8 protein-coding genes and 1 pseudogene are annotated in these 12,669 nt (G+C 71.6%); 6 read left to right on the top strand and 3 right to left on the bottom strand.

The window, feature by feature from the left end:
• Window positions 1-144: 144 nt before the first annotated feature.
• The 3 genes from ACZ56L_RS18935 to ACZ56L_RS18925 form a co-directional block, all read right to left on the bottom strand.
• On the bottom strand, window positions 145-1,083 hold the full coding sequence (locus ACZ56L_RS18935) for a phosphatase PAP2 family protein (protein ID WP_380836988.1): 939 nt from the start codon (window positions 1,081-1,083) through the stop codon (window positions 145-147).
• An 85-nt stretch (window positions 1,084-1,168) separates the two neighbouring features.
• Window positions 1,169-2,188, bottom strand: a complete 1,020-nt coding sequence (locus ACZ56L_RS18930) for a LacI family DNA-binding transcriptional regulator (protein ID WP_345223509.1) — start codon at window positions 2,186-2,188, stop codon at window positions 1,169-1,171.
• Window positions 2,189-2,213: 25 nt separating this feature from the next.
• Window positions 2,214-3,857, bottom strand: a complete 1,644-nt coding sequence (locus ACZ56L_RS18925) for a glycoside hydrolase family 13 protein (protein ID WP_471065090.1) — start codon at window positions 3,855-3,857, stop codon at window positions 2,214-2,216.
• A 322-nt stretch (window positions 3,858-4,179) separates the two neighbouring features.
• Between ACZ56L_RS18925 and ACZ56L_RS18920 the strand changes: the two genes are divergently transcribed.
• The 6 genes and pseudogenes from ACZ56L_RS18920 to ACZ56L_RS18895 form a co-directional block, all read left to right on the top strand.
• Window positions 4,180-5,454, top strand: coding sequence for an extracellular solute-binding protein (locus ACZ56L_RS18920; RefSeq protein WP_471065089.1), 1,275 nt, complete (start codon window positions 4,180-4,182; stop codon window positions 5,452-5,454).
• A 6-nt stretch (window positions 5,455-5,460) separates the two neighbouring features.
• Window positions 5,461-6,507, top strand: a complete 1,047-nt coding sequence (locus ACZ56L_RS18915) for a carbohydrate ABC transporter permease (protein ID WP_380836985.1) — start codon at window positions 5,461-5,463, stop codon at window positions 6,505-6,507.
• An 11-nt stretch (window positions 6,508-6,518) separates the two neighbouring features.
• The gene (locus ACZ56L_RS18910) at window positions 6,519-7,394 is read left to right on the top strand and encodes a sugar ABC transporter permease (protein WP_468692744.1); all 876 of its coding nucleotides are present in this window, start codon (window positions 6,519-6,521) and stop codon (window positions 7,392-7,394) included.
• Between the two features lie 540 nt (window positions 7,395-7,934).
• Complete coding sequence (locus ACZ56L_RS18905; RefSeq protein WP_401757414.1) at window positions 7,935-9,608, top strand: glycoside hydrolase family 13 protein; 1,674 nt, start codon at window positions 7,935-7,937, stop codon at window positions 9,606-9,608.
• On the top strand, window positions 9,593-10,663 hold the full coding sequence (locus ACZ56L_RS18900) for a LacI family DNA-binding transcriptional regulator (protein ID WP_471065231.1): 1,071 nt from the start codon (window positions 9,593-9,595) through the stop codon (window positions 10,661-10,663). The genes ACZ56L_RS18905 and ACZ56L_RS18900 overlap by 16 nt, the downstream gene beginning before the upstream one ends.
• A gap of 611 nt (window positions 10,664-11,274) precedes the next feature.
• Window positions 11,275-12,669 (top strand): annotated as a pseudogene (locus ACZ56L_RS18895) (alpha-amylase); the annotation flags it as partial.

Below are 12,669 nucleotides of genomic sequence, written 5' to 3'. Positions count from 1 at the left end.
GCCCCCTCGGGGCGGCCCCGTCGCCCAAGGGGGCGGGGGCAAAGCCCAAGGGGGCTGGTGTCACGGCCTTGGCGGGGGCGCGCGTCCGGCGCAGGCGCTTGCGCAGGGGGCGGCATCCGGATGGGCCGGGAGGAGGGTGCGGGGTCAGGCCTGGGCTGGGAGGAGGTGGTGGGGGGAGGGGGCGGAGACCAGCTTGGGGAGGCGGTGGGGGAGGGACCCGTACCAGGCGTAAGCCACCGCGTACCCGAAGGACAGGCACAGCAGCCCCCCCACCGCGTCCAGCCAGAAGTGGTTCGCCGTGGCGACGATGACGACGAGGGTGAGCGTCGGATAGAGCAGGCCGAGCACCCGCACCCACGGCACCGACGCCAGGAAGAAGATCGTCAGCCCGCACCACGTCGACCACCCGATGTGCATCGACGGCATCGCCGCGTACTGGTTCGACATGTGCTTGAGGTCGCCCGACGCCATCGACCCCCACGTGTGGTGCACGAGCACGGTGTCGACGAAGCCGCCGCCGTTCATCAGGCGCGGCGGGGCCAGCGGGTACAGGTAGTAGCCGACCAGTGCGACACCGGTCGTGGCGAAGAGGATCGTCCGCGCCGCCGCGTACCGCCCCGGCTGCCACCGGTACAGCCACACCAGCACCCCGATGGTCACCAGGAAGTGCAGCGTCGCGTAGTAGTAGTTCATGCCCACGACCAGCCAGGTCACCGAGTCGACCGCGTGGTTGATCGTCTTCTCGACGGCGATCCCGAGCTCGTTCTCGACCTTCCAGATCCAGTCGGCGTTGGCGAGCGCCTTGGCCTTCTGCTCGGGGACGGCGTTGCGGATCATCGAGTAGATCCAGTAGCTGACGAGGAGCAGCAGGACCTCGAACCAGATGCGCGGCCGCCGCGGCGAGCGCACCCGCCCGGCCAGCGAGACGGCGGCGCGGCCCGCGCGCCGCACCCGGCCGGACGGCACGGAACCGGGCCGGTCGGCCCCCTCCCCGCTCACCTTGGGTGAGGGGATGGTGGCACGCCTGCCCTGGTCGGGGCCTGCCTCCCGGCCTGCCGCGGTTCTGGTCCTCGCTTCACCCATGGCACGAGAGTCTGCCAGATCGTTATCCGCGCGCGATCATCCCTCGGAGGGTTCCGGCGGGCCCGGAGTACGACTCAGGTACTACTCACCGGCGGGGGCCGGAGGCCGTCGAGCCCCGCACGACCAGTTCCGGGTGGAAGACGAACTCGCTGTGCGGCGCGGGCGTCCCCCCGACCTCTTCGAGCAGGGCCCGCACGGCCGCCTGGCCCATGGCCGTCACCGGTTTGCGGATGGTGGTCAGCGGCGGGTCGGTGAACGCTATGAGCGGCGAGTCGTCGAACCCGACCACCGACACGTCCTTCGGCACGTCGAGCCCCAGCCGACGGGCGGCCCGTATCGCGCCGAGCGCCATCATGTCGCTCGCGCACACCACCGCCGTGCAGCCCCGCTCGATGAGCGCGGAGGCGGCGGCCTGGCCGCCCTCCAGCGTGTAGAGGGAGTGCTGGATCAGCTCCTCCGCCTCCTCGGCCGCCAGCCCCAGCCGCTCCTGCATGCTCGCCCGGAAGCCCTCGATCTTGCGCAGGACGGGTACGAACCGCTTCGGCCCGACCGCGAGCCCGATCCGGGTGTGCCCGAGGGCCGCGAGGTGGGTGACCGCGAGCCGCATGGCCGCCCGGTCGTCGGGCGAGATGAAGGGGGCCTGCACCTTCGGCGAGAAACCGTCGACCAGGACGAAGGGCACGCCCTGGGCGCGCAGCTGCTCGTAGCGCTGCATGTCGGCGGTGGTGTCGGCGTGCAGTCCGGAGACGAAGATGATGCCGCTCACCCCCCGCGCCACCAGCATCTCCGTCAGCTCGTCCTCGGTGGAGCCGCCCGGGGTCTGGGTGGCGAGCACCGGGGTGTAGCCCTGCCGGGTCAGCGCCTGCCCTATCACCTGGGCGAGCGCCGGGAAGATCGGGTTCTCCAGTTCGGGGGTTATCAGCCCGACGAGGCCCGCGCTCAGCCGGCGCAGCCGGACCGGGCGCTCGTACCCGAGGACGTCGAGTGCGGCGAGTACGGATTCGCGGGTGCCCGAGGCAACACCGGGCTTGCCGTTCAGGACCCGGCTGACCGTCGCTTCGCTGACCCCCGCCTGGGCTGCGATGTCGGCTAGCCGTGCGGTCATGACTGTGGACCTTACCGGGCGCGTGTCAGATTGCCCACCAAGCACAGGAATCGGCCGGGAGCACGACCTGCGCCCCCGCGCCGGGCGCGACCTCGGCCGACGCGACCAGCAGCCGCCCCGGGGAGGGGAGTTCGACGGGGGCGGAGGTGGCGTTGAGGGTGCAGCGGAAGCCGTCCCGCTCGAAGTCGAGCAGCCCGTCCGCCGACGGCCGCCACTCCATCGCGCCGTCCCCGAGGCCGGGCAGCTCCCTGCGTACGGTCAGGGCCGTGCGGTAGAGCTCCAGGGTCGAGCCCGCCACGCCTTCCTGGGCCGCCGCGCTCAGCCCCTGCCAGTCCGCGGGCTGCGGGAGCCAACTGCCGCCGCTGCCGAAGCCGTACGAGGGTCCCTCGGGCGTCCAGGGGAGCGGCACCCGGCACCCGTCGCGCAGCCCGTCCTGGCCGTCGCTGCGGAAGAACGAGGGGTCCTGCCGGACGGCGTCGGGCAGGTCGGTGACCTCGGGCAGGCCCAGCTCCTCGCCCTGGTAGAGGTACGTCGAGCCGGGCAGCGCCAGCATGAGCAGGGCCGCGGCGCGGGCGCGGCGCAGGCCGAGGGCGCGGTCGGCGCCGCCGTAGCGGGTGAGGTGGCGCACCACGTCGTGGTTGGACAGCACCCAGGTGGTGGGCGCGCCGACGGAGCCGGTGGCGGCGAGCGAGGCGTCGATGACGGCGCGCATCGCGACCGCGTCCCAGGGGCAGGTCAGGAACTGGAAGTTGAACGCCTGGTGCAGCTCGTCGGGGCGCACGTACAGCGCGAGCCGCTCGGGGGACGGGGCCCAGGCCTCCGCGACGCCGATGCGCTCGCCGCCGTACGCGTCGCCGTGGTCCGGCCGGTCCGTGTACGAGTCCAGGAGGCGGCGCCAGCCGCGGTGGATGGCGTGCACCCCGTCCTGGTCGAAGAAGGGGAGGACCTGCGAGCCGATCATCCGGGCCTGCTCGCGGGCCCCGATGTCGGGCATTCCGGCGGCCTTGACCATGCCGTGCGCGACGTCGACGCGGAAGCCGTCGACGCCCTTGTCGAGCCAGAAGCGCAGTACGGAGTCGAACTCGGCGTGCACGGCCGGGTTCTCCCAGTTGAGGTCGGGCTGCTGCGGGGCGAAGAGGTGGAGGTACCAGTCGCCGTCCGGGACCCGGGTCCAGGCGGGGCCGCCGAAGACCGACTCCCAGTCGTTGGGCGGGAGTTCGCCGCTCGCGCCCCGGCCCGGCCGGAAGTGGTAGAGGTCGCGCCCGGGGCCGCCGGCGAGGGCCGCGCGGAACCACGGGTGCTGCTCGGAGGTGTGGTTGGGGACGACGTCCACGATGACGCGCAGGCCCAGCCCGTGGGCGCGGTCGATGAGGCCGACCGCGTCGTCCAGGGTGCCGAAGAGCGGGTCGACGGCCCGGTAGTCGGCGACGTCGTAGCCGCCGTCGGCCTGCGGGGAGGCGTAGAAGGGGGTCAGCCACACCGCGTCGACGCCGAGGGCGGCCAGGTGCGGGAGGCGCTCGCACACTCCCGGCAGGTCTCCGACGCCGTCCCCGTTGCTGTCGGCGAAGGAGCGGACGTACACCTGGTAGATGACGGCGTCGCGCCACCACCTCGACGAGGCGGGGCGGGGGCCGGTGGCGGGCGCGGGGCGGCGCGGCAGGGTGGTCATCGGCGTCCTTCTCGTACGGGAGGCGGGGGAGCAGCGGCGCGGCGGACTCCCGGGACGCCAGGATCAACGCCGGTGGGACGGGAAAGTAACCCGTGCTGCAAGTTCTTGCGGAGGGGGGTGCGAACATGTACGGAAGCCCGCGAAACCATGACTGGCCTGGGAATCAAGGCTCCCGACGGACACCTTCCGGTCTCGCGGCGGTAACGTCCGACCGCTTCTTGCAGAAATTTCCCGCAAACTCTTTCGGACTTCTTTCAGGCTTGTTACGTTCCTCCACGACCCGGCGCCGCGACGGAGCGGTACGGCAGTTGAAGGAGTTCGGATGCGACGTGGCATGACAGCCACCGCCCTGGTCGCGACGCTGGCGCTCGCGGCTACCGCCTGCGGCGGCGGCGACGGCGACAAGCAGGGCAAGGGTTCGGGCGGCGAGCTCGCGGGCGAGGTCACCTGGTGGGACACCTCGACCGTCGGCAGCGAGGACAAGGTCTTCAAGAAGATCGCCGAGGACTTCGAGAAGAAGCACCCCAAGGTCACGGTCAAGTACGTCAACGTGCCCTTCGGCGACGCCCAGAACAAGTTCAAGAACGCCGCGCAGGCCGGTTCCGGCGCCCCCGACGTGATCCGCTCCGAGGTCGCCTGGACCCCGGACTTCGCGGACCTCGGCTACCTGGCCCCCCTCGACGGCACCACCGCCCTGAAGAACGAGGGCGACTTCCTGCCGCAGGCCGCCGCCTCCACGAAGTACAAGGACAAGACGTACGCCGTCCCGCAGGTCATCGACTCGCTGGGCATCTTCTACAACAAGAAGATGCTGAAGGACGCGGGCGCCGAGGTCCCCAAGGACGTTCCCTCGCTGAAGGAGACCTCCAAGAAGGTCAAGGAGAAGTCCGGCAAGACCGGTTTCTACCTGCGCGGCGACGACGCGTACTTCTTCCTGCCGTTCCTCTACGGCGAGGGCGGCGACCTGGTCGACGCCAAGACCAGGACCGTCACCGTCGACAACGCGGCCGGCGTCAAGGCCATGAAGACCGTCAAGGACCTGCTCGACTCGGGCGCCGCCAAGACGGACGCCACCGACGGCTACGAGAACCAGCAGAAGGCCTTCAAGTCCGGCGAGGTCGCCATGATGGTCAACGGCCCCTGGGCGCTCGCCGACACCTACACGGGCGAGCAGTTCAAGGACAAGTCCAACCTGGGCATCGCCCCGGTCCCGGCCGGCTCGGCCAAGCAGGGCGCCCCGCAGGGCGGCCACAACCTGGCCGTGTACGCGGGCTCCAAGAACCTCGACGCCTCGTACGCCTTCGTCGAGTACATGTCCTCGCCCGCCGTCCAGGCCCAGGTCACCAAGGAGCTGAACCTGCTCCCGACCCGCACCTCGGTCTACGCCCAGCCCGAGGTCGCCAAGAACGAGATCGTCGGCCTGTTCAAGCCGGCCGTCGAGAAGGCCGTCGAGCGCCCCTGGATCCCGGAGACCGGCAGCCTCTTCGCGCCGCTGGTCACCGAGTACACCAAGGTCCTCACCGGCCAGACCACGCCGGAGGCGGGCACCAAGGCCGCCGGTGACGCGTACCGCAAGCTCCTCAAGGGTTGGAAGTAACACCTGATGGCTGCCGCTGACACCGGCCGGCCGGTGGCGCCGGCCGCGGGCGGGAAGTCCCCCGCCCGCGGCCGGGGCCGCGCCACCGGCCGCGAGACGACGACGGGCGCCGCGCCCGGGAAGGCTCCGGGCGGGCTCCGCCGGTCCTTCTCCACCCACTGGTACGCCTGGACGATGGTCGCGCCCGTCGTGGTCGTCATCGGCGTCATCATCGGATACCCCCTGGTCCGCGGTGTCTACCTGTCGCTGACCAACGCCAACGAGCGCAACGTCGAGCGCTCGATCGGTGTGAACGAGCTGCCCGCGACCTACGAGTTCGTCGGTCTCGACAACTACCGGGACGCCCTGACCGGGGACCAGTTCCTGGCCACGCTCGGGTGGACGGTCCTGTGGACCGTGGCCTGTGTGTCGATCACCTTCGGACTGGGTCTCGCACTCGCCAACATCCTGAACCGGAAGATCGCGGGCCGCTCCTTCTACCGGATGCTGCTGGTGCTGCCATGGGCGGTGCCGGGGTTCGTCTCGGTCTTCGCCTGGCGGTTCCTCTACAACGAGGACAGCGGGCTGTTCAACAAGATCCTCGCGGGCGGCGGCATTGACGCGGTGCCGTGGCTGAACGACCCGACGTGGGCGAAGTTCGCCGTCATCTCGGTCAACGTCTGGCTCGGCATCCCGTTCATGATGGTCGCCCTGCTGGGCGGACTCCAGTCCATCCCGGGCGAGCTGTACGAGGCCGCGGAGATGGACGGCGCGTCCCCCTGGCAGCGCTTCCGGCACATCACGATGCCGGGACTGCGGCCGGTGAGCACGACCGTGGTGCTGCTGTCCACGATCTGGACCTTCAACATGTTCCCGGTGATCTTCCTGCTCACCCGGGGCGGGCCCGGCGAGGCCACACAGATCCTCGTCACCCAGGCCTACAAGTTCTCGTTCGAGATCAGCCCGCGCGACTTCGCGCAGTCCTCCACCTGGGGCGTGCTGATCCTCGTGCTGTTGATGCTCTTCGCCGCTGTGTACCGGCGAGTGCTCCGTAAGCAGGGAGACGTCTGGTGAGCACCTCGTCCATGACGACCGGTTCGACTCTGGTGACCGGCCAGCGGGCCAACGTGCAGTTGCGGGAGAAACGCTCCCCGCTGGCGTCGTTCGCGCTGCACGCCACGCTCGTCGTCACCTCGGTCGTCGCCGTGTTCCCCGTGCTGTGGGTGCTGCTCACGTCGCTCAAGCCGGCGAAGTACGCGACGACCACGGACTTCGTGCGCGAGACGACCTTCGACAACTACACCCGGCTGCTCGGCGACACGCCGTTCCTGACGTGGTTCGGCAACTCGCTGCTGATCGCCGGGCTCTCGACGGTCATCGGCGTCTTCGTCTCGGCGACGACGGGCTACGCCATCAGCCGTTTCCGCTTCCCCGGGAAGCGGGGGCTGATGTGGACGCTGCTCATCACGCAGATGTTCCCGGTGGCCGTGCTGATCGTGCCGATCTACAACATCATGGCGAAGCTGGGGCTGCTCAACCAGCCGATGGGCCTGGTCATCACGTACCTGACGATCTCGGTGCCCTTCTGCGCGTGGATGATGAAGGGCTTCTTCGACGGGATTCCGCAGGAGATCGACGAGTCGGGGCAGGTGGACGGGCTCACCCCGTTCGGGACCTTCTGGCGGCTGATCCTTCCGCTGGCCAAGCCGGGCATCGCGGTGACGGCGTTCTACTCGTTCATCACGGCATGGGGCGAGGTCGCCTACGCGTCGGCGTTCCTGGTCGGGGACGAGAACATGACGCTGGCGGGCGGGCTGCAGAAGTTCGTGAACCAGTATTCGAGCCAGTGGGGGCCGATGGCGGCGGCGTCCGTGCTGATCGCGATTCCGGCGGGGGTGGTGTTCGTCTTCGCGCAGAAGCATTTGGTGAGCGGGATGACGGCGGGCGCCACCAAGGGCTGACACATCATCCCCGGCCCGCCCCGTCTCTGGTTCCCCCCGGGGGACCCGGCTCCCTCGCGCGACGCAGCCGCCCTTCGCCCTCGTCCCCTTGGGCGACGGGACGGCCCTTCGCTTCCCCAGCCGCCTTGGGCGACGGGGCCGCCCCAAGGGGGCGGGACGGGCGGGCAAGGGGGCGGCCCCGTCGCTCCCGGCCCACCCGGGTGCCGCCCCTGCCCGAGCGCCTGCGCCGGACGCGCGACCCCGCCAAGGCCGAGAGCTCAGCCCCGGCACCGGATGCCTCAGCCCCGTTCCGCTCACGCAGAAGAGGCCCCGGACCCGCCCCTTTCCCTAAAGCGCTCGCCGCGCGGCCAGGTACACGGTTCCGTGCAGGAGCGTCGTGGCTGGTCGCGCAGTTCCCCGCGCCCCTGACGGGGCGCACCGCCCGGTGGGAGATGTGCACGTACGTCGTGGTTGCTCGCGCCCCCTGAACGGGGCGGACCGACCGGGCCCGCCCCTCCCCACCGACAACACCCCGTACACCCCACACCCCCCAGGGACGACATGACCCAGCACCTCACCGCCCCGGCCTCCGCCGCCGCCCCGGCCGCCCCCCGCGCCGACTGGTGGCGCGACGCCGTGATCTACCAGGTCTACCCCCGCAGCTTCGCCGACGGAAACGGCGACGGCATGGGCGACCTCGCCGGTGTCCGCTCCCGTCTGCCCTACCTCCGCGACCTCGGCGTCGACGCCGTCTGGCTGAGCCCCTTCTACGCCTCCCCGCAGGCCGACGCGGGCTACGACGTCGCCGACTACCGGGCCATCGACCCCATGTTCGGCACCCTCCTCGACGCCGACGGCCTCATCCGCGACGCCCACGCGCTCGGCCTGCGCGTCATCACGGACCTCGTGCCGAACCACTCCTCCGACCAGCACGACTGGTTCCAGCGCGCGCTCGCCGAAGGGCCCGGTTCCCCGTTCCGCGCCCGGTACCACTTCCGTCCCGGCAAGGGCGCGGACGGCGAACTGCCGCCCAACGACTGGGAGTCCGTCTTCGGCGGCCCCGCCTGGACCCGCACCACCGACCCCGACGGCACCCCCGGCGACTGGTACCTCCACCTCTTCGCCCCCCAGCAGCCCGACTTCAACTGGGACCACCCCGCCGTCGCCGACGAGTTCCGCTCCATCCTGCGCTTCTGGCTCGACATGGGTGTCGACGGCTTCCGCATCGACGTCGCCCACGGCCTCGTCAAGGCCGACGGGCTGCCCGACATCGGCTCCCACGACCAGCTCAAGCTGCTCGGCAATGACGTCATGCCCTTCTTCGACCAGGACGGCGTCCACGCCATCTACCGCGCCTGGCGGAAGATCCTCGACGAGTACCCGGGACAGCGGATCGGCGTCGCCGAGGCCTGGACCCCCACCGTCGAGCGCACCGCCAACTACGTCCGCCCCGACGAGCTCCACCAGGCATTCAACTTCCAGTACCTGGGCACCCATTGGGACGCCGAGGCGCTGCGCGAGGTCATCGACGTCTCCCTCGCCGCGATGCGCCCCGTCGACGCCCCCACCACCTGGGTCCTCTCCAACCACGACGTGACCCGCCACGCCACCCGCTTCGCCAACCCGCCCGGCCTCGGCACCCAGATCCGCACCCCCGGCGACCGCGAACTCGGCCTGCGCCGCGCCCGCGCCGCCACCCTGCTGATGCTGGCCCTCCCGGGTTCGGCGTACGTCTACCAGGGCGAGGAACTGGGACTTCCGGACGTCACCGACCTGCCCGACGAGGCCCGCCAGGACCCGTCCTTCTTCCGCGCGGCGGGCCAGGACGGCTTCCGCGACGGCTGCCGGGTGCCGATCCCGTGGACGGTCACGGGTTCCTCGTACGGCTTCGGCGACGGCGGCAGCTGGCTCCCGCAGCCCGACTCCTGGGCGGAACTGTCCGTCGAGGCCCAGACCGGCGACCCCCACTCCACCCTGGAGCTCTACCGCTCCGCCCTCGCCGTCCGCCGCGACCACCCGGACCTGGGCGCGGGCACGGACGTGAGCTGGCTGCCGGACACCGCGCCCGGCGTCCTGGCCTTCGCCCGCGGCGGTTTCGTCTGCACGGCCAACACCACCGCCGAGCCGGTACGCATCCAGGCCCCCGGCCGGCTGCTCCTCGCCAGCGCCGCGGTGGACGCCGGCGACGGCGAGGTGACGCTTCCCGCCGACACCACCGTCTGGTGGTCCGTGTGACGAACCCCGCGCCGGGGAGCGGCCCGCCCGCTCCCCGGCTGGCCCACATCGCCACGCAGGCCGAGGTCAGCGAGGCGACGGTGAGCCGTGTCCTGAACGGCAAGCCGGGAGTCGCGACCACCACCCGCCACCGCGTCCTGGCCGCCCTGGACGTCCTGGGCTACGCCCGCCCCGTACGTCTCAAGCCCCGCGCGACGGACCTGATCGGCCTGGTCACCCCGGAGCTGACCAACCCGATCTTCCCCGCCTTCGCCCAGATCATCGAGCAGCAGCTCGCGGGCCACGGCCACACCCCGATCCTGTGCACCCAGATCCCCGGCGGCGCGACGGAGGACGAACTCGTCGAGCAGCTCGTCGACCGGGGCGTCGGCGGCATCATCTTCCTGTCCGGCCTGCACGCCGACCTGTCCGCCGACCCCGCCCGCTACGCGAACCTCTCCGCGGCCGGCGTCCCGTACGTCCTGGTCAACGGCTACAACGAGCGCGTCAGCGCCCCCTTCGTCTCCCCGGACGACCACGTCGCGGTCCGCATGGCCCTCACCCACCTCGCCGACCTCGGCCACACCCGTATCGGCCTCGCGGTGGGACCGGCCCGCTACGTCCCCTCCCACCGCAAGCGCCAGGCGTTCCTCGAAGCGCTCGGAGACGCCGCCGAAGGGGCCGTCCAGCACACCCTCTTCAGCGTCGAGGGCGGCCGGGCGGCCGCCGCCGCCCTCCTCGACCAGGGCTGTACGGGCATCATCTGCGGCAGCGACATGATGGCCCTCGGCGCGGTCCGCGCCGCCCGCGAGCGGGGCCTGCGCGTCCCCGCGGACGTCTCGGTCGTCGGCTACGACGACTCCCCGCTGATCCCCTTCACGGACCCGCCCCTCACCACGGTCCGCCAGCCCGTCCAGGCGATGGCCTCGGCGGCGGTCGGAGCCCTGCTGGAGGAGCTGAGCGGCAGCCCCGTCCAGCGCACCGAGTACGTCTTCCAGCCCGAGCTGGTGGTGCGCGGCTCCACGGCGCAGGCGAGTGTCAGGGGGCCGGCCGCGCGGACGCGGGCCCCCTTCTGATCACCGGACGGCTCTCTCCTCCTCGGCCGACGGCCGCCAGGAGGGGGCGTTCCGACCGGCAGGCGTCCTTCCCGGGTCCGAAGAACCGGTCCGGGTCCAGTGCCTCGGGGACCTGGCCCGGACCGCCGCACCTCATCGCTCGCGTACAGGTCCGCGCGCCCCTCCGCGAGGTGCCGCCGGAACGCCTCGTGCCCTTGCGCCGCCTGCTCCCGCGTGAAGTCGATCAGGGCCTGCAGCCGGTCCGGTAGGACGTCCAGCACCTCGGGGCCCGCCAGGTCCGGCCCGTACGCCCGGCAGAACGCGGTCACCCGTCGCCCCTGTTCCGCCGACGTGCCGAAGCTCGGCCCCTGCAAGGGGTGCTCCCGGCCCACCGGTCAACTTCCCCGTACGGCCAGCAAGTTACCTGACCTGCACGGACGGACGCCCGACCGTTCGATCAGCCCGGTCCCGGAACTCGATCAGCCCGGCACCGGAACAGCCCTTGCGCGGAGGGTTGACCTCCCCCCGGCCCGCTCATAACGTCACCCCGCAAGAAATTCCCGGTAGTTGCAGCAAGAACCTTCAACGTGCCCTGCGCGGCCCGCGCAGCGCCCCCCACCGAAGGAATCCCCATGCCCCGCAAGCTCCCCGTACCCCGCAGACTCCCCTCCGTCCTCGCTCTCCTCGCCACCACCACTGCCCTCCTCGCCGCCCCCGCCCCCGCCGTCCAGGCGGCCCCGCCCGGCGGCAAGGACGTCACCGCCGTCCTCTTCGAGTGGAAGTTCAGCTCGGTCGCCAAGGCATGCACCCACCGGCTCGGCCCCGCCGGGTACGGGTACGTCCAGGTCTCGCCGCCCCAGGAGCACATCCAGGGCGGCCAGTGGTGGACCTCGTACCAGCCCGTCAGCTACCGGATCGCGGGGCGGCTCGGCGACCGGGCCGCCTTCAAGGCCATGGTCGACACCTGCCACGCGGCAGGCGTCAAGGTCGTCGCCGACGCCGTCGTCAACCACATGGCCGCCGGTGACGGCACCGGCACCGGCGGCTCCTCGTACCGGAAGTACGACTACCCCGGCGTCTACTCCGGCTTCGACTTCGACGACTGCCGCGCCCCCGTCACCGACTACCGCAACCGCTCCAACGTCCAGAACTGCGAACTCGTCGGCCTCGCCGACCTCGACACCGGCGAGGAGTACGTGCGCGGGCGCATCGCCGGCTACCTCAACGACCTCCGCTCCCTCGGCGTCGACGGCTTCCGCGTCGACGCCGCCAAGCACATGCCGGCCGCCGACCTGGCCGCGATCAAGTCCCGGCTGAGCGACCCCGCCGTGTACTGGAAGCAGGAGGCGATCCACGGCGAGGGCGAGGCGGTCTCCCCGGGCGAGTACCTCGGGACCGGGGACGTCCAGGAGTTCCGGTACGCGCGCGGGCTGAAGCACGCGTTCCAGGGCGGCAGCCTCGCCTGGCTGAAGAACTTCGGCGAGGGCTGGGGCTTCATGGAGTCCGGCAGGTCGGCGGTGTTCGTCGACAACCACGACACCGAGCGCGTCGGCGACACCCTCAACTACAAGGCGGGCAGCACCTACACCCTCGCCAACGTCTTCATGCTGGCCTGGCCGTACGGCTCCCCGGACGTCCACTCCGGTTACGAGTGGACCGACAAGGACGCCGGCCCGCCGAACGGCGGTCACGTCAACTCCTGTTACGCGGACGGCTGGAAGTGCCAGCACGACTGGCGTGAGATCGCCTCCATGGTGGCCCTGCGCAACACCGCCGCCGGGCAGCCCGTCACCGGCTGGTGGGACAACGGCGGCAACCAGATCGCCTTCGGGCGCGGCTCCAAGGCGTACGTCGTCATCAACCGCGACGGCTCCCCGCTGACCCGCACCTTCCAGACGTCCCTGCCCGGCGGCGCCTACTGCGACGTCCAGAGCGGCCGCCCGGTCACGGTCGACGGCGCGGGCCGCTTCACCGCGACCGCCCCCGCAGGCACGGCGATCGCCCTGCACGCGGGCGCGCGGGCCTGC

This window comes from Streptomyces sp. NPDC039736, assembly GCF_055596485.1.
Note: the sequence above shows the minus strand (reverse complement) of the source record. Positions and strands in the feature narration are given on the sequence as shown.